Origin of the sequence: Caminicella sporogenes DSM 14501 (genome assembly GCF_900142285.1) — a bacterium.
GTDB classification, from domain to species: Bacteria; Bacillota; Clostridia; order Peptostreptococcales; family Caminicellaceae; genus Caminicella; species Caminicella sporogenes.
Genome location: NZ_FRAJ01000003.1, coordinates 237,171 through 255,492 on the forward strand (window position 1 = coordinate 237,171; position 18,322 = coordinate 255,492).

Consider the following 18,322-nt stretch of genomic DNA (forward strand, 5'->3'; position numbering starts at 1 on the left):
TTTCTTATTTCATCAATTTCTTAAAGTAACTAATCAGTTCTTCTACATCTTTATCTTCCCTAGCAAGTAAAAAGATAGTATCATCACCAGCTATTGTACCTACTACTTCTTTTATATTTAAAGCATCAATTGCTGCTGCAGCTGCATTAGCTGCTCCTACTAAAGTTTTAAGTACAATAATATTTTTAGAATAATCTATAGATAACACAGAGTCCTTAAAAATCTTTATCAATCTATCAGATAATACACCTTCTTGCTGTTTTATTGTAGCATACTTGTATCTGCCATTTTTAGTTAATACTTTGATTAATCTTAATTCTTTAATATCTCTTGAAACTGTAGCTTGAGTAACATTAAAACCATTTTTTTTCAAGTATTCTGCTAATTCTTCTTGAGTTTCAATTTCATTATTTTCAATAATTTCAAGTATTTTAGCATGTCTTGAATACTTCATAAATAACCTCCTGTTTTATATTTATAAAGAAAACGTTTTTTAAACACTAGATACTAATTCTATAATTATACTTAATATTCCTGCATAATTATAAATATTTCTAAAAGTTAAGAAAAATTCAAATGAGCTCTTTCAACTACATCTTGAACTATTTTTTCTATATCCAATATTTCTTCAGATTTTTCATTAATGGTATAAGCAAGAAATTCTATATTTCCCTTAGGTCCTGTAATAGGCGAAAAAGTAACATATTTTATAGATAAACCCAAGTTTAAAGCAAATCTCAATATATCATACAATACTTCTTTATGTACTTTTTTATCCTTCACTACACCTTTTTTACCTATTTTACTTCTGCCAGCTTCAAACTGAGGTTTTATCAAAAATACTATTTCACCGCCATCTTTGACTACTTTCTTTACAACAGGTAAAACTAATTTCAGTGATATAAAAGATACATCTATAGTTGCAAAATCTACTCTATCTCCAATATCATCAGGATTAACATATCTTATATTCGTTCTTTCCATGTTTATAACTCTTTCATCTTGTCTTAATTTCCAGTCCAATTGTCCATATCCTACATCTACAGCATACACCTTACTTGCACCATTTTGCAGCATACAATCTGTAAAACCACCAGTTGAAGCCCCGATATCCATAGCAATCTTATTAGTCAAATCGAGATTTAATTCATTTATAATTTTTTCTAATTTATATCCTCCTCTACTTACATAAGGCATTTCTTTTCCTCTAATTTCAATTTTCGAATCAACATTTACTTTCATACCTGACTTATCAATTTTTTCATTATTTACATATACAATACCAGCCATAAGTGCCCTTTTTGCTTTTTCCCTTGAAGAAAAGTAACCTCTTTCCACTAATAAAACATCTATTCTCTGTTTTTCACTCATCTATATCTATATCTCCTTCTTTTTTAATAATTCTAATATACTCAAAGCAATACTTTTAAAATCTAATTTATATTCTTTAAAAAGAACATCTACACTTCCATGCTCTACAAATTTATCTGGAAAACCAAATATTTTAAACTTTTTACCCTTTATTCCATTTTCATTTAAAAGTTCAAGTACTCCACAACCAAAACCACCTGATTTCACATTATCTTCAAGTGTTATTACAGTATCAATATTTTTAATTTCATTCAATATAGTATCTTTATCTAATGGTTTTACAAATCTACTGTTTATTACAGTTGTCATTATACCTTCTTTTTCAAGTAATTTAGAAACTTCTAGTCCCGTTTTAACCATTTTTCCAATGGCTATAATGCACACATCTTTACCTTTTCTCAAAATTTCTGCTCTATCTACATTATTTTTTTCATCAATACATAAATCTTCACTAACTCCACGAGGATACCTAATAGCTATTGGACTTTCCTGCTTAAAAGCATATTCAAGCATTTTTTCAAGCTCTTTTCCATCTTTTGGTGCAAGAATTTTTAAATTTGGTATGTGTCTGAGATATGATAAATCAAAAACTCCATGATGAGTTTCACCATCTTGCCCAACTATTCCTGCTCTGTCAATTGCAAAAACTACAGGCAAGTTTTGAAGACAAACATCATGAATAATTTGGTCATATCCTCTCTGAAGAAAAGTAGAGTAAACTGCAAATACTGGTCTTATACCATTTGCCGCTAAACCTGCTGCAAAAGTAACTGCATGCTGCTCTGCTATCCCGACATCATAAAATCGTTCAGGAAATTTGCTGGCAAATAAACTTAATCCCGTTCCTGATGGCATAGCTGCAGTAATAGCAACTATTCTAGAATCTTTTTCAGCAAGTTTAACAAGAATTTCTCCAAATATTTCTGAATAAGTTTTAGATGAATTTACCTTTAATTTTTTACCAGTTTGAATATTAAACGGTCCTATACCGTGAAATTTATCTGGATGTTTTTCAGCAAAGCTATACCCTTTTCCTTTTCTAGTTTTTACATGAACTAATATAGGTCCTTTAATATTTTTAGCTCTTTTAAAAACTTCTATTAAATCTTCAATATTATGTCCATTTACAGGACCTAAATAAGTAAATCCAAGTTCTTCAAATATAATACCGGGAACAAAAAAATATTTAATAGTATCTTTTGTCTTTTGAGCAGTTCTTACCACTGATTCACCAATTGCCGGTATTTTTCTAAGTAAACTTTCTACATCATCTTTAACCTTAAAATACGTAGGTGCTGTTCTTATCCTATTTAAATATTTTGAGAGTCCTCCAACATTTTCAGAAATTGACATTTCATTATCATTTAATACAACTATAAAATCCGTTTTTGAATGACCCGCATGATTTAAAGCTTCAAAAGCCATTCCTCCTGTTAAAGCTCCATCACCTATTACAGATATTATTGAATATTTTTCTCCTTTTAAATCTCTCGCAAGTGCCATACCAAGTCCAGCTGAAATAGAAGTACTGCTATGTCCTGTTTCAAAACTGTCATGTATACTTTCTTTAATCTTTGGAAAGCCACTTAAACCCTTAAACTGCCTTAATGTATCAAACTGTTCTTTTCTGCCAGTCAATATTTTATGTACATATGCTTGATGCCCAACATCCCATATTATTTTATCTTCTGGACTGTTAAAAACTTTATGCAGTGCAATAGTAAGTTCTACAACTCCTAGGTTTGAAGCTAAATGTCCTCCTGTAACAGATACTTTTTCAATCAAAAACTTTCTTATTTCACTTGACAATTTTTTTAATTCTAATAAATTCAGTTTTTTAAAATCGTCTAGCCCATTTATTTTAGATAAAATATTCATATAATACAGTCATCTCACTTTCCTTTTTTTTTGTTGACTTTCTTTTTCTTATTATTGGGCAGAATTCCTATTTTAAACTTATAACTCAACCAATTTAACAACTTTGCTACAAAAAATACTATTTCTTTTGATTTTCTCAGTGCAATTTCTTTTCCAAATGCTTTTCCTCCAACTGTTAAAGCAGCTACTACTGCACTTAATATTATACTAAATATAGCCGTATCAATGTTTTTATATATTTTACTAATCTGTATAAGTATTATTGCTCCAGCAGCACCACTAATTATACCTGCTATATCTCCTATAACATCGTTACAAAAATTTGAAACCGGTCCTGCATTTTGTATTAATCTAATAGCTTCCTTTGCACCTTTAATACGCTTAGAAGCCATTGCATTAAAAGGTCTTTGGTCTGCCGTAGCTACTGCTATACCTATAAGGTCAAACACAATTCCTATGAATATAATAATAATTAAAACTAGAAAAGCTATTCCTATAGAAGCATTTCTAAGAAGTGCTTCAGAAATAATACTCATTCCTATAGCTAAAATAAAAGTAATTATTGTAACATTTATAATCCATTTAAAATTATAATTTTTTATAGATTTTATAGCAATTTTTATACGATTTATTTTTTTTCTTTTAGTTTTATTCAATGTTTATACCACACCTCATTAATAAAATAGTTTTTTATAAGACAACTTAATTACTATTTTGTTAAAATTTACCCACATTAATCAAAAAAAACTGATAGCAAAAGCCATCAGTATACTAACACTTGAGGGTAGTATATTAAGTAAACTTTGCGGCTTAGGTCTAGTAGGATTTCCCATATGGGTACTGTTCTGTTGCCAGATCAGCGGTTTCCCTTTAAACCCATATTTATACTGTCGCCAAGTATAAGACTAGACTACCACTAAGTCCGCACTGTAATCCTTAATATACCTTCACGTGGAAACAGTCTAGGAGTTTTCCTCAACAGGCATACTAATTCCTAGCCTCTTTTGCAGAATAGGTTTAGAATAGCAATGCTTTAATATTACGGGCCCATAATATTAAAGCTGAATCTATTCATCCACCTATTCCACTCAAGGCAGGCTACACTGCATGTAGCAGAAATCTACCACATGCAGGTTCATCCTAATCCCTTTCGAGATTTAGGTCTCCACGGAAAGAGGGTCGCCGTCCACATGCCATTGTGGATCGCCCCCTATTCCTTACTCCCAGCATCAACCCCTGACTGGGCGTCAGAAGCCAATACCAGGAACTTCATCGATGTGCCCTTTGACGGATTTTTAGCCCCGCCTTCAGAATTAGATGCTCTGACTAGAATACTGCACCACTCAAGTGTAGAAGATATTATAACATAAATTAAATAATTTATCAAATAAGTATATTAGCAATTAATATGCCAAGAAAAGCTCCTGCAAAAACTTCAATTGGAGTATGTCCTACAAGTTCTTTCAATCTACCTTCTTCTATTTGTCTGTGCTTTTGTTTATCTTCTAAAATTTTATTTAATATTATAGCCTGTTTTCCAACAGCACGTCTAACTCCAGCCGCATCATACATTACTATCAAAGCAAAAACTAATGATACTCCATATAAAGCAGAATCCCATCCATTTTTTAATCCAACTGCAGTTGAAAGCCCCATTACCATAGAAGAATGAGAACTCGGCATTCCACCAGAACCAACAAATCTATAAAGATTTAACTTTTTTTGAGTCAGCAAAGTAATAATTACTTTAAGAGCTTGTGCTATAAACCAGGAGGTAATTGCTACATTTAATATTTCATTTCTAAAAATCTTTGGTAAAAATGCCACTTCATTTCCTCCTAACTAATAATCTCTTACTTCTAAAAATCTTGATAATTCTCTTAAAAAATCAGCTTTTTCCCCAAATATTTCAAGCACATTTATACTGCGATTTATCAAATCTTTAGCTATTTTTTTCGATTTATCAACACCGAATAAAGATACATAAGTACTCTTATCATTATTAAAATCACTACCTACTTTTTTACCAAGTTTTTTTTCATCTCCAACAACATCTAATATATCATCTACTATCTGAAAAGCCAGTCCTATATTTCTTCCATATTCTGAAAGTGCTCCATATTCTTGCTCATTTGCTCCACCAATTATAGCACCTGCCTTAATAGATGCTTCAATCAAAGCTGTTGTCTTTTTCAAATGAATAAACTCTAATGTTTCTTTGTCAATTTCTTTTCCTTCAGATTCCAAATCTACAACTTGTCCACCAATCATTCCCTCTACTCCGGCTGCTTTTGCTATCTCAAACATAGCCTGTATACCTTTATCTTTATCAATTTTTCCATCAATAATTTTTTTAATCATAGTTTCAAATGCAAGATTAAGCAATCCATCACCAGCTAGTATAGCTATTCCTTCACCAAAAACTTTATGATTAGTCAGCTTACCTCTTCTGTAATCATCATTATCCATAGCCGGTAAATCATCATGTATTAAAGAATATGTATGTATCATTTCAATAGCACAAGCAAAAGGCATTACATCATCAATTTTTCCACCCAACATATCACAAACTTCTATCATTAAAACAGGTCTTAATCTCTTTCCTCCTGCATTAATACTATAAGCCATTGCTTCAAAAATTGTCTTTTGAAAACCATTTTTAGCTACAAAATATTTTTTTAATTCTTCATCTACTCTGCTTTTTTTGGACAATAATAAAGTTTTAAAATCCATTTTATTCCTCCTCATACACATCAAAAGGCTGAGTCTTTATTTCTCCATCTTCATCATGTAATAATAAAGATATCTTTTGCTGTGCACTATTTAAAACATTTATACATCTTCTATAAATTTTAATCCCTTCTTCAAAATACTTTAGTGAATCTTCTAAAGAAAGATTTCCTTCTTCTAATAATTTTACTATATCTTTTAATCTATTTAAATCTGTTTCAAAACTTTTATTTTGAGTATTATCTGTCAATCAATTTATCTCCTTTCTCAATATTATCAACTGTACAATTCAAATAACCATCTCTCAATAATACTTTAATTTCATCTCTCAAATTTACATTTTCTACACTTGTTAGTAATTTATTATCACTGCTTTGAAGTATTGCAAACCCTCTTGACATCGTTGAAAGAGGACTTAAATTATTTAAATTATTTCCTAAATGAAAAAGCATTTCTTTTAATATTTCTACTTTTTTGTTTAAAATATTACTTATCTGACTATGCATATAATCAAGATTTTGATGTTCTTCTCTAATTTTATATAAAAGATATTTCTGCATTCTTTCTTCACTATAATTTTCTAATTTATGCTTATAATTTTCTATAAATTTTGAAATATTTACCTTTAAATTCCTATAATACAAATTCAGAGTATATTTAATATCTGATATAGTAGGAACAGCTATTTCTCCTGCAGCAGAAGGCGTTGGAGCTCTTAAATCAGCAACAAAATCAGAAATAGTAAAATCCGTTTCATGTCCAACAGCTGAAATTATCGGTTTTTTAGAATTAAATATACTATCAGCTACTATTTCTTCATTAAATGGCCATAATTCTTCTATTGAACCTCCACCACGAGCCAATATTATCAAATCTACATCATCAATTTTATTTAATCTATCTATAGCTTCAGATATTTGAACACTTGCCCTATCACCTTGCACCAACACTGGAGATATTAAAATATCTACAAAATTATTTCTTCTTGTAATTACAGATATAATATCTCTAATTGCAGCTCCAGTCGGCGAAGTTACCACAGCTATTTTCTTAGGAAAAAATGGTATTTTCTTTTTATATTTTGAATCAAAATAACCCTTTTTAAAAAGTCTATTTTTTAACTTTTCAAATTCAATATATAAATCTCCAAGTCCTTCTTCTTCTAATTCATTAACATATAATTGATACTCTCCATTTTTGTCATAAATTGAAATATAACCTTTTACAATTACTTTCATTCCATCTTTTGGCATAAACTTTAGTTTAACAAATTCACTACTAAACATTATACATTTCAGTTTACTTTTTTCATCTTTTATTGAAAAATACACATGTCCACTGCTATGTAATTTAAAATTAGATATTTCGCCTTTAATAACTAAATTATTTAAAATAGGGTCATGTAATAAAATTCTTTTTAAATAATTTGTGAGCTCAGTAACTGTTAAAATTTTAATTCGCATTGTTTTAAACATGCCTCCAATGTATTTTCTAATAGCATAGCAATTGTCATAGGTCCTACTCCACCCGGTACAGGCGTAATATATGACGCTTTCTTTACAGCACTATCAAACTCAACATCTCCAACAAGTTTTCCATCTACAACATTTGTTCCAACGTCAATTACTATACAATTTTCTTTGAGCATATCTCCTTTTATCAAATTAGCCCTTCCTGCTGCTGCCACTACAACATCTGCTCTTAATAAATGCTCTTTTAAATCTTTAGTTTTTGAATGACAGAGTGTAACTGTAAGATTTTCTTGCTGCAATAGTTCTGCAACAGGCTTACCTACTATATTACTTCTACCTACAACAACAGCATTTTTACCCGTTAAATCTTGATTTATACTCTTGATGAGTTCTATAACACCTTTTGGAGTACATGGTAAAAAGCTCTTTGAGTTTGAATACAACATACCCACATTTATTGGATTAATACAATCAACGTCTTTTTCATAAGAAAGTGCAAACTTAATTTTATTTTCATCTATACCTTTAGGAAGTGGAAATTGAATTATTATTCCATTTATTTTTTCATTTTTATTTAAATTATTTATTAAATCTAATATTTCATCTTCTGATACATTTTCAGAAAGTAAATGTTTTTCACTATAAAAATGTACTTTTGTACATTTTTTGATAATAGTATTTACATAAACCTCTGAAGCTTTATCATTTCCTATATATACAACTGCAAGTCCCGGAACTTTTCCATATTTGTCAGATAGATACTTTACCTTTTCTTCAATTTCTATTAACCTCTTCTTTGAAATTTCTCTTCCATTAATTATATTACTCACTATATCTCCCCCCATTTAATCCTAATAAAGCAATGCCAACTGCATTATCTGTAGAATAATGTGGCTTACTAAGATAAACATTTATGCCTTCTCTTTTAAGCCTTATAAATAAATTATCTCTTATAAAACTATTTGATGCAACTCCTCCGACTAATAAAACATCATTTATTTTTGTCTTTTTGCAAGAATTTTTGATTACTTCAAATAAAGATTTATAAATACACTCAAATAGTGCTACTGCTATATCTGAATTATTATATATTCTGCTCTCAATAATTCTTTTTACATGAGTTTCTGTTCCAGAAAAATTTATGTATGTACCTTCTGTACTTACCGGCAGCTTAATCTTACCTAATACTCCATTTTTTGAAAGTTTATCCAATTCTTTACCTGAAGGAAAATTTAATCCCATCATAACTCCTATTCTATCAATCAATTGTCCTGCACTAATATCTTTAGTAGCTCCAATTATCTGTACTTTAAATTTATTATCTATTTCACACACTTTAAGAATTTCCGTTGTCCCACCAGAAATATGAACTGCTATGTAATCTCGTATATCCAACATCTCTGCAGACCATTTCCCAGCAGCTATATGACCTTCTTGATGACTATATTCTTCATAACTAGTTTTTAACATAGCTGCTATTGTTTTTCCAAAAGATGTACCCGCTAAAAAAACAGGCATATATGATTCAGGCAAATTTCTGGGTTTATTGCTTGCAGAAACTTTTGATATTTTATTTATATCCACTTGACTAGCAAGTTTTTCAAAAAGTATTGGCAAATTTTTGATATGCTGAAATAATGCTTCTGACTGCCTAAGACCTCTTAAACCTCTTTTAACTTTTAAAACTTGCCTACTATCAAACATTAATTTTTCATTTTCATCGACTACAGCTATAGAAGTAGTATAACAGCTTGTATCTATTCCCAAAAAATACTTACTCATCATTTAATCCCTTCTTAGATACTAAAGAAGCTAATAATCCATTAATAAAATTAGGAGATTCATCTTCACTAAATTTTTTAGCAAGTTCAATAGCTTCATTTATTGATACTTTTATTGGTATATCTTCTCTATACAAAATTTCCGCAACTGCTATTCTCAATATAGATAAATCTATTTTAGAAATTCTACTCAATTTCCAGCCTTTTAAATTTTCTTCGATATTTTTATCTATTTCTTCTTTATTTTCAATAAATAAATTTACCATTTCTTCTATAAACTGTCTGTCTTTTTTGTTATCTATAACTCCTTCTATAAAATTTTCAACAGCTTTAAAATCATATATCTTTTGGAACTCTATTTGAAATAATGCCTGCATCAAAGTTTCTCTAGCTAATTTCCTACTCATTATAAATCCTCCTTTGCTGAATATGTTATTTTAAATTTTATTTTTTACATTTTTTTCTTTAAGATACATCTCAATCGAAATTCAATAAGTTCTTATGTTATAATAACATAAATTAACTCCCTAAAAAGGGAGTTAGTCATTTTTTCGATATTATTATCTATATTAAATTATTCTTCCTCAACTTGTTCTTCTTTTTTTGGAACATTCACACCTTGAACATGAATATTTACTTCAACTACCCTAAGTCCAGTCATCGTTTCTATAGCATTTTTAACTTTTTCCTGTACTTTCCATGCAACATCTGGTATTTTTACTCCATAATCTACAATAACATACAAATCAATAGCTGCCTCTTCTTCCCCAACTTCAACTTTTACTCCTTTAGAAAGACTTTTTCTTCCAAGTAAGTCAGAAATATTTCCAGCTAATCCTCCGCTCATACTGTAAATTCCTTCAACTTCAGCAGCTGCTAGTCCTGCTATAGTACCGACAACTTCATCAGATATTTTAACTTGACCATAATTCAAGTTATCTGTTTGAGAATTATTATCCATGTTTTTACCTCCAATTTCCTTATTATACTGTTTATTATACCAAAATGTATTTTTATTTACAATTATTAAGATTTATTTATTTTGAATTTTTATATTATCTATAGATACTTTCGTTTCTCTAGTTACAATATCTAAAATTTTAGCTATATCGGATTTACTTAATTCTTCATCCTTAACAGTTACATAAACGCTTTCATTCGTAATAAATACAACTGCATCTTCAAAACCTTTACTTTTTATTAAACTTTCCACTATTTTTTCCTTATTGATTAAATCTATTATTGCCATCTTTTTCTTAATTGCACTTTTTCTTGATTCTTCATCAGTCATCTTACTATTAATAATCTCATCAAATCTTTCTATTGTCTTTTCTCTCTCAACTTCTATATCTATTTTTGCTTGAAGAAAATAACTTGATTTATTTCTTTTTTCATTATTTAACAAAGATTCCTCAATGTTTGAATTGGAAACTGATACTATTTTATTTATATCTTCTTGCTTACTATCTACTACTTTTTCTTCTTCTGGTATCATCATCATAGATGATGTAGCTGTTTCTTTTCCTATATTTTCTTCAACGACTATATTATCCTCATTTTCCTTTGATGTCATAACTGATAATTGATTTTCTTCATATTGTTTAAAGTCCGAAGAACTTTCAAGTATTGATTTTTTATTTAGCATATAATTCAAATAACTTATTGAAATTAATACAAACACTAATGATAAAATTACAACCTTTCTCTTATCAAATTTAAAATTAAACATATTTTCATCTCCCCCTTATTTTTTTTCATATACTTTAACTTTATAACTTTTTATTTGAAAAATCGTTGTAACTGCATCAATAAGTGCACTTTTCACCTTTGGATTACCAGCACCCTCAGCTACAACTATTACCCCCCTTACTATAGGTTTTATTTCTTTTATTACAACAGGTGCATTTTTATAATCGCTATTATTTAAAGTTACAATCTGCTCAGTAATATTTTCTTGTGTAGTAGTTCTCGTCCCACCCTGACTGTCATTTTCTTTAGTAGTTTGAAGAGATTTTGTAATATTTGAAGCTGGAACAACTTCAGAGCTAGTTTCATAAGTTATCATTACATCTACATCACCTACTCCATTTATTTGACTCAATATTTGTTCTAATTTCTTGTCTATACTATCTGTATAAAAATATTCATTTTTTTCTATTCTTGATGTCTGTAAACTTTCAATCTTTTCTGTTGATTTATTTTCTTTAGGATAAAAAGTACTCCACGAAATTAGCAGTATAATACATGATATAATTACTGCTAAAAAATTATATATCGTCTTTTTTATATTTTGAGTTGCTATAATATCCTTTAACTTTTCTATGATTTTCACTTTATCCTCACCCCCGCTTATGAAACTTAATTGATAATTATATCTAGATTATCAATATTGTAAATATCTGTAATATCACATCTAATTTCTTTTTTTAAACTATCATTTTTACTATTTAAGTTATTATTTTCTTCTTCGCCGTTTACATTTATTTTTATTATCGAAACAGTTTCTTTATCACTCATATTTTTTTTATCGTTTGAAAGCAGAATATATAACTTTCTTATTTTACCGAATTTCTCTCTATCTTCTTCCAAATCCATATCTACATTTAATACTTTTACAGAATATTTTCTTTCTATTCTGGTCTTTATATCATCTTTTAATTTAGATTTGTAAATATTAATCAACTGTTCTCTTTGTAAAGATTCAATATTCTTTACAGTCATTTTACATTCTTCCTCACTTAAAAGAGCAGATATTTTAAAATATTCCTTTTCAAGTACATCTTTACTATTAAGTAAATTTATTATAGGATTTATTATTACAATCATAACTAAAAAACCAAGTATTAAATTTAAATATTTCTTCATCTTTCCTTCAGGCATAAGTATTTCTATAAAACTGACAAATATCATAACTGACACTATATTTCTTATCCATTTATAAATAAACCCCATATTATCACCTACCTAATCATAGCAGTAATATTAGCTGCCCCTATAATTGCTGTAACACCTATAAAAAATATTATTGTTACCGAAATTACTGTTGCAAATAAAACTGTAACTGCACTGCTCATATCATTTAAACAATTTACTATCTTACTATCAGAAATAGGTTCTACTAAAGCTGCAGCTATTTTATAAATTATCATAATTGACACTATCTTAAAGATAGGATAAGAAACTATTATAAGTAATAATATCAATCCTACAGCTCCTACTGCATTTTTAAGTAATAAAGAACATCCTAATACCGTATCTACAGCTTCAGACATAAAACCTCCGACTATAGGAATGAAACTGTCCACAGCAAATTTTGCTGTTCTCATTGCAATTCCATCAGATGTAGAAGTTACAACTCCTTGAATAGACATTATTCCCAAAAATACTGTTAAAATTAATCCTATTAACGCTATACAGCCCTGTTTAATTAACGATGATAATTTTGAAATCTGCACTTTAGATGTAAAATTATTTATTATCGATAAAATTGCTGTAAATAATACTAAAGGAATTACTACATCTTTCATTGTTGTACTTGTTATACCTATTGAAGCAACAATAATAGGTTTAAAAATTGCAGATGTAGTCAAACTTCCAGCGGCTACCAATAAAGTTAACAGCACAGGAATCAACGCCTGCATAAAACTTACCATGTTATCTATGGCTACTTGTCCAACATGCATAGCTACCATAAAACTCTTTACTGCTAAGCCCATAATAATTAAATAACATCCATAAAAAGCTATTTCTCCAGATATACTACCGCCGAAAGAATTACTTAAATTTTTAAGTAGTGCACATAGTATAGATATAAATATCAACTGTGCTAATAGTCTAGAATTTATTACTATTTCCTTAAAAAGTAATTTTATTATATTTTTTATTATTTCATTTAACTGATACCGAGTATTTCCTTTCAGCATTGAAATTATCATGGATTTAATATTTATGTTTGGAATTTTTATTTCTTCATTTTTACTCATATTTTCAATAAGTCCTTCTATCTCTGAAATATCAAGTGCCTTTATTTGTTCTAAAATTACTTTATCTGTTAAATTATTCAAATCAGCTTCACCTTCATAACAGTAAACTACTTTAAATTTCAAAACAAAAATTGCTAATATGAGTAAAATTAATATTGATTTTTTCATTTCTTCACTTCCTATAACATCAATTTTGTAATTAAATTAAAAACAGATAATAATATAGGCAGTGCTAAAACCATTATAATTATTTTGCCTCCTAACTCTACCTTAAAAGCAATAGCTTCTTCTCCTGAATCTCTGCAAATCTGTGCTCCAAATTCTGAAATATATGCTATTCCAATTATTTTGAAAATAGATTTGACGTATACTAAATCTATTTCAAGCTTATCAGTTAACTGATTTATTACTTCAAATACTGAAACCAATTTACCTGCAATCATTAAAAAAATCATCACTCCAGCAGCTATACTAATATGTACCCCATACTCAGGTTTATATTGTTTAACAATTATTGTTAAAATAGTTGCTATAATTCCAAGTCCAACTATCTTGAATATTTCCATATAATCACACCTTTTTAATAAATTTCAAACATAGTTTTAACTGTACTAAATAAATTGTTTATTATGTTAATAATCATAAAAAGTACTATTATCAAACCGGTAATTGTAGTCATCATAGCCATTTCTTCTCTTCCAGAATGTTTTAGTACCATATTTAGTACCGAAACTAATATACCTATTGCTGCTATTTTAAATATCATATTTATATCTAATGCCATTTTTATCCCCCCAAATTAAATTAATATCACTATTAACGCCAATCCCAATATAACTCCTAACTTACTATACATTTTTCCATTTTTATTTTGCTGATACATAGCCTTTTTTTTCTGTTCTTCCAATAAATCTCTAATAAAATTAAAATGTTTTTTCTGGACTTCTTTGCTTACAACCCCTAAATCTTTACCAAAATTTATTATTATTTCTATATCCTCTCTATTAAAATTCGTTTTACTTTTAAATTTCAACACACTTATCTTCCAAGCTTCATCTATTCTATATCCTTCTTTACTGTTTAATAACTTGGATACTTCTTTAAAAATTTTTGAAGTATTGCCATTACACAATTTAGCTATCTTCTCCATAGCTAAAGGAAGTGAAGTAGAATAGTAAATAATTTCACTTTCCAATCTATTTAATGCACTTTGAATATCGTTTAAATCTCTAATTCTAAAACTATACCCTAAAGAAATAAGATAACCTATTGCAGATGAAGAAAATAATAAAATACTGCATAGAAAAATCTTAATCATAATCTGTTTCACTCCTATCGTATAGGAGTACATCGTTAAGAATTTTATTATTTTTACAATCTATTATTTTTCTTACTGTTCCTACTTTTGGCTTATTTGACAAAATTATTACCCTCTCAAATACCTTATTCTTTATTAATTTAGAAATATTTTCTCTCCTGCAAACTTCTTCAAGACTACTGCCATGAATAGTCGTTATAAACTTCACTCCAGCATTCATTGCTTCTTTAAGTGCATAAATATCATCATCTCTACCAATTTCATCAGTTACTATTACTTTTGGAGACATAGACCTTATGAGCATTATCATTCCTTCTGCCTTTGGACAACTATCAAGTATATCTGTCCTAATTCCTATATCATTTTGAGGTACACCATTATAACATCCTCCTATTTCAGACCTTTCATCTACAACTCCTACATTAATCCCTTTAAAATTCAAATCAGCTACACCATTACTTATAAGTCTTACAATATCTCTTAAAAGTGTTGTCTTACCACATTGAGGCGGAGAAATAATAAGTGTATTATAAATAGAATTTTGCGACTTGATAATATATCTAATTACTTTTTTAGCACATCCAATTTTTTCTTTTGAAAATCTTATATTTAAACCCGATATATCTTTTAATGTTTTTACTCTTTTTTTTTCTATAATTGTCTTTCCACATATTCCAACTCTATGTCCACCTTTTATAGTAATAAAACCATTTCTTATTTCTTCTTCAAGAGCATAGGCTGAATAATCAGTAACCAATTGAAAACACGTTTCAATATCAAGTTTGTTAACCATAATAATATTATGTTTATTTTTTGTTATAATACCTGTATCAGTAACAAAATAATCTTCTCCACTGACATTAATAATTAAAGGTCTGTTCACTCTCAATCTAATTTCTTCTACATTTTTAATAGTATTTGAAGAAATTTTCATAAGTATTTTTCGCAGCCTTACAGGAAGTATTGATAAAACTTCATTAAAATTTAACTCTTCAATTTTCTTTTCCATATGTTTTATTCCTATAAAGCTATTATTTTTTTCTTTATGTTTTTCCATAACATGTCCCTCCTTTGTATAAAATAATATTTCTTTAAAGCTAAATTTATGATATTTTTTTTCAAAAAAAAAGAAAAACCTGATACTTTTGTATCAGGCTTAATCTATACATGCCGTTTTATTCTTCATCGTCATCATTATCAAAACTGCAGCAATCACAGTCTTCAGATAAATAAATCTTTTCATTACAATTTGGACAAGTAATCTCTACTTCGTCACAATCATCAAATAAATCATCTTCAACATAAATTTCTTCACCACATGTAGGACATTCTATCATTTCAAAATCATCATCTAACTCTTCATATTCTTCATAATAGTCATCTTCTAAATCTGCTAAATCTTCATCTATGGCTTCAACATATTCATCTATTTCTTCAATTTCATCATCTATGTATTCTATTGCATCTGCAAAGTCTTCCAATACATCTATTATGTAACCTAAAAGCTTCCCTTCCTTTGAATTTAAATCCAATTCCATTCCTTCTGCTAAGCCTCTTAAATATGCAACTCTTTCACTTAAATAACTCATATAAATCCTCCTTTATTTATTAAATTTACTTTTATATTATTCCCATTAAGCTCTAGATAAATACTCCCCAGTTCTTGTGTCTACTTTTACCTTATCGCCTTCATTTACAAACAATGGAACTTGTACTTCTGCACCTGTTTCTAACTTTGCACGTTTAGTAACATTTGTAGCAGTATCACCTTTTACTCCCGGTTCTGTTTCAACTACAACTAATTCAACAAAGTTAGGAGGATCTACTTGGAAGCATTTACCTTTATAAAACTTAAGAGTTGCATTATCATTTTCTTTTATATACTTTATTGCATCTTCTACTTGTTCAAAAGTAAGTGGAATTTGTTCATATGTTTCATTATCCATAAAGTAGTAAAATTCTCCATCTGTATATAGATATTGCATCTCTTTAGTTTCTATATGTGCTCTAGGAAATTTATCATTTGGATTAAAAGCTTGCTCTCTTATAGTACCTGAAATTAAGCTCTTATATTTTGTTCTAACAAAAGCAGCTCCTTTTCCAGGTTTTACATGTTGAAAATCAACAACTACAAAAGGTTCTCCATTAATTTCAAAAGTAACTCCTTTTCTGAAATCTCCTGCTGAAATCATTACATATCCCTCCATATTTTTTCTTTCTAACTTTTCTTACTTGTACCTTATTAAATAAAATTTTTAGTTTAAATTTCAATTAAATCCTTTGGTGATTTAGATAATAATTCACATCCATCTTTTTTTACAACAACTAAATCCTCTATTCTAACACCACCAAAGTCAGGAATATATATACCAGGCTCATCAGTAACTACCATATTTTCCTCTAGAGTATCTTTACCAAGTGGAGATAATCTAGGATTTTCATGAACTTCAAGACCTACTCCATGACCAAGTCCATGACCAAAATATTCTCCATATCCCTTATTGGTAATAATATCTCTAGCAATTTTATCTACTTCAAAGCCTGTTATCCCAGCTCTAATGTTTTCTAGCGCAGCTTTTTGAGCTTGTAAAACTATTTCATATATTTCTCTTTGTCTTTCTGTTGCTTTTCCAATTACAACAGTCCTTGTCATATCAGAACAATAACCATTATATACACACCCAAAATCTAAAGTAACAAAATCGCCTTTTTCTATAATTTTTTGTGAAGCAACACCATGTGGAAGTGCTGAACGTTTACCAGATGCAACTATGCTTTCAAAAGAAGTACCTGATGCACCTTGTCTTTTCATGAAATTTTCTAATTCCAAGGATATTTCCCATTCAGTAATTCCGGGTTTTAATACTGAACAAATATGCTTAAAAGCCATATCGGCAATACTAGCTGCTTTTCTAATATTTTCAATCTCATCTTCTGTTTTAATTTTTCTCAAATCATTTATGATACCATTTAATGGTACTAATTCAATATTATTTAGTTTTTCTTCAAATTCTCTATACTGTAAAAAAGTAACAAAATCTTCTTCAAATCCTAACTTTTTAATCTGCAGATTATTTAAAATATCATATAAAGATTTTTCATTCGAATGTTTTATTATTTCAAAACCTTTACACTGTTTTGAGGCCTGCTCTACGTATCTAAAATCAGTAATAAATATATTTCTATCTCTAGTTATTACAACATATCCAGCTGTTCCAGTAAATCCACTTAAATATCTTCTATTTTGAGGCTTATATACAACTGCAGCATCTAATCCTTTTTCAATAATCTTTTTTCTAAAATTATTAACTTTATTATTCATTTTCATACCTCCTATTTAACATTTCATGTAGAGCAAATAATGCTAAAATATACCCATATTCTTTAAAACCGCTGATTTGCCCTACACAAACTGGAGCTATAACAGACTTAGTCCTAAACTCTTCTCTATTATAAATATTGGATAAATGAACTTCGACAGTAGGTATCTCAACAGAAGCAATTGCATCTCTTATAGCTATACTATAATGGGTATATGCTCCGGGATTTATAATAATACCTCTGTAAACTCCATACGCTTCATGTATTTTATCTATTATCTGTCCTTCACAATTTGATTGAAAAAAAGAAATTTCAAAATTTAAATTTTCTGCTTCCCTTTTTAAAATATTATTTATATATTCCAAAGTTTTTTGTCCATAAAGTTTTGTATCTCTTATACCCAATAGATTTAAATTTGGACCATTTAAAACTAATATTTTAGCTTTTTTCATTACTATTTTCCACATC

General features: G+C 28.6%; 24 protein-coding genes. All 24 read right to left on the reverse strand.

The window, feature by feature from the left end; translation table 11 throughout:
• Positions 1–4: 4 nt before the first annotated feature.
• The gene (locus tag BUA90_RS01245; protein WP_072965566.1) at positions 5–454 is read right to left on the reverse strand and encodes an arginine repressor; all 450 of its coding nucleotides are present in this window, start codon (positions 452–454) and stop codon (positions 5–7) included.
• Between the two features lie 107 nt (positions 455–561).
• Complete coding sequence (locus BUA90_RS01250; protein ID WP_072965567.1) at positions 562–1,371, reverse strand: TlyA family RNA methyltransferase; 810 nt, start codon at positions 1,369–1,371, stop codon at positions 562–564.
• Between the two features lie 6 nt (positions 1,372–1,377).
• Positions 1,378–3,249: a 1-deoxy-D-xylulose-5-phosphate synthase gene (gene dxs / locus BUA90_RS01255; RefSeq protein ID WP_200793453.1), complete on the reverse strand. Its 1,872-nt coding sequence runs from the start codon at positions 3,247–3,249 to the stop codon at positions 1,378–1,380.
• Between the two features lie 14 nt (positions 3,250–3,263).
• On the reverse strand, positions 3,264–3,905 hold the full coding sequence (locus tag BUA90_RS01260) for a hypothetical protein (protein ID WP_242945012.1): 642 nt from the start codon (positions 3,903–3,905) through the stop codon (positions 3,264–3,266).
• Between the two features lie 727 nt (positions 3,906–4,632).
• On the reverse strand, positions 4,633–5,076 hold the full coding sequence (locus BUA90_RS01265) for a divergent PAP2 family protein (RefSeq protein ID WP_072965568.1): 444 nt from the start codon (positions 5,074–5,076) through the stop codon (positions 4,633–4,635).
• Between the two features lie 15 nt (positions 5,077–5,091).
• On the reverse strand, positions 5,092–5,982 hold the full coding sequence (locus BUA90_RS01270; protein WP_072965569.1) for a polyprenyl synthetase family protein: 891 nt from the start codon (positions 5,980–5,982) through the stop codon (positions 5,092–5,094).
• 1 nt (position 5,983) lies between these two features.
• Positions 5,984–6,229, reverse strand: a complete 246-nt coding sequence (locus BUA90_RS01275) for an exodeoxyribonuclease VII small subunit (protein ID WP_072965570.1) — start codon at positions 6,227–6,229, stop codon at positions 5,984–5,986.
• The gene (gene xseA / locus BUA90_RS01280) at positions 6,219–7,442 is read right to left on the reverse strand and encodes an exodeoxyribonuclease VII large subunit (RefSeq protein WP_072965750.1); all 1,224 of its coding nucleotides are present in this window, start codon (positions 7,440–7,442) and stop codon (positions 6,219–6,221) included. Before xseA ends, BUA90_RS01275 begins: the two co-directional genes overlap by 11 nt.
• Positions 7,424–8,281, reverse strand: a complete 858-nt coding sequence (locus BUA90_RS01285) for a bifunctional 5,10-methylenetetrahydrofolate dehydrogenase/5,10-methenyltetrahydrofolate cyclohydrolase (protein ID WP_330390620.1) — start codon at positions 8,279–8,281, stop codon at positions 7,424–7,426. The genes xseA and BUA90_RS01285 overlap by 19 nt, the downstream gene beginning before the upstream one ends.
• Positions 8,274–9,233: a Kae1-like domain-containing protein gene (locus BUA90_RS01290; protein ID WP_159429979.1), complete on the reverse strand. Its 960-nt coding sequence runs from the start codon at positions 9,231–9,233 to the stop codon at positions 8,274–8,276. Before BUA90_RS01290 ends, BUA90_RS01285 begins: the two co-directional genes overlap by 8 nt.
• The gene (nusB, locus tag BUA90_RS01295) at positions 9,226–9,639 is read right to left on the reverse strand and encodes a transcription antitermination factor NusB (protein WP_072965572.1); all 414 of its coding nucleotides are present in this window, start codon (positions 9,637–9,639) and stop codon (positions 9,226–9,228) included. The genes BUA90_RS01290 and nusB overlap by 8 nt, the downstream gene beginning before the upstream one ends.
• Before the next feature lie 167 nt (positions 9,640–9,806).
• On the reverse strand, positions 9,807–10,193 hold the full coding sequence (locus tag BUA90_RS01300; protein WP_072965573.1) for an Asp23/Gls24 family envelope stress response protein: 387 nt from the start codon (positions 10,191–10,193) through the stop codon (positions 9,807–9,809).
• Between the two features lie 72 nt (positions 10,194–10,265).
• Positions 10,266–10,961, reverse strand: a complete 696-nt coding sequence (locus BUA90_RS01305) for a SpoIIIAH-like family protein (RefSeq protein ID WP_072965574.1) — start codon at positions 10,959–10,961, stop codon at positions 10,266–10,268.
• Between the two features lie 15 nt (positions 10,962–10,976).
• Positions 10,977–11,564 carry a stage III sporulation protein AG gene (gene spoIIIAG / locus BUA90_RS01310; protein ID WP_159429980.1) on the reverse strand — a complete coding sequence of 196 codons (588 nt, stop codon included), beginning with the start codon at positions 11,562–11,564 and terminating at the stop codon, positions 10,977–10,979.
• Positions 11,565–11,590: 26 nt separating this feature from the next.
• Entirely contained in the window at positions 11,591–12,184 is a 594-nt protein-coding gene (spoIIIAF, locus tag BUA90_RS01315) for a stage III sporulation protein AF (protein ID WP_072965575.1), read from the reverse strand.
• Between the two features lie 8 nt (positions 12,185–12,192).
• The gene (gene spoIIIAE, locus BUA90_RS01320; protein WP_072965576.1) at positions 12,193–13,383 is read right to left on the reverse strand and encodes a stage III sporulation protein AE; all 1,191 of its coding nucleotides are present in this window, start codon (positions 13,381–13,383) and stop codon (positions 12,193–12,195) included.
• Positions 13,384–13,394: 11 nt separating this feature from the next.
• Positions 13,395–13,781 carry a stage III sporulation protein AD gene (gene spoIIIAD, locus BUA90_RS01325; RefSeq protein WP_072965577.1) on the reverse strand — a complete coding sequence of 129 codons (387 nt, stop codon included), beginning with the start codon at positions 13,779–13,781 and terminating at the stop codon, positions 13,395–13,397.
• A 14-nt stretch (positions 13,782–13,795) separates the two neighbouring features.
• Positions 13,796–13,999 (reverse strand): stage III sporulation protein AC, encoded by a 204-nt coding sequence (spoIIIAC, locus tag BUA90_RS01330; RefSeq protein WP_072965578.1) that lies wholly within the window; start codon positions 13,997–13,999, stop codon positions 13,796–13,798.
• Positions 14,000–14,014: 15 nt separating this feature from the next.
• The gene (locus BUA90_RS01335; protein WP_072965579.1) at positions 14,015–14,533 is read right to left on the reverse strand and encodes a hypothetical protein; all 519 of its coding nucleotides are present in this window, start codon (positions 14,531–14,533) and stop codon (positions 14,015–14,017) included.
• Complete coding sequence (spoIIIAA, locus tag BUA90_RS01340; RefSeq protein WP_242945013.1) at positions 14,526–15,590, reverse strand: stage III sporulation protein AA; 1,065 nt, start codon at positions 15,588–15,590, stop codon at positions 14,526–14,528. Before spoIIIAA ends, BUA90_RS01335 begins: the two co-directional genes overlap by 8 nt.
• Before the next feature lie 118 nt (positions 15,591–15,708).
• Positions 15,709–16,122 carry a CD1247 N-terminal domain-containing protein gene (locus BUA90_RS01345; RefSeq protein ID WP_072965580.1) on the reverse strand — a complete coding sequence of 138 codons (414 nt, stop codon included), beginning with the start codon at positions 16,120–16,122 and terminating at the stop codon, positions 15,709–15,711.
• A 45-nt stretch (positions 16,123–16,167) separates the two neighbouring features.
• Positions 16,168–16,725: an elongation factor P gene (efp, locus tag BUA90_RS01350; protein ID WP_072965581.1), complete on the reverse strand. Its 558-nt coding sequence runs from the start codon at positions 16,723–16,725 to the stop codon at positions 16,168–16,170.
• A 68-nt stretch (positions 16,726–16,793) separates the two neighbouring features.
• Complete coding sequence (locus BUA90_RS01355; RefSeq protein ID WP_072965582.1) at positions 16,794–17,855, reverse strand: M24 family metallopeptidase; 1,062 nt, start codon at positions 17,853–17,855, stop codon at positions 16,794–16,796.
• Entirely contained in the window at positions 17,848–18,306 is a 459-nt protein-coding gene (gene aroQ, locus BUA90_RS01360; protein WP_072965583.1) for a type II 3-dehydroquinate dehydratase, read from the reverse strand. Before aroQ ends, BUA90_RS01355 begins: the two co-directional genes overlap by 8 nt.
• Between the last annotated feature and the right edge of the window lie 16 nt (positions 18,307–18,322).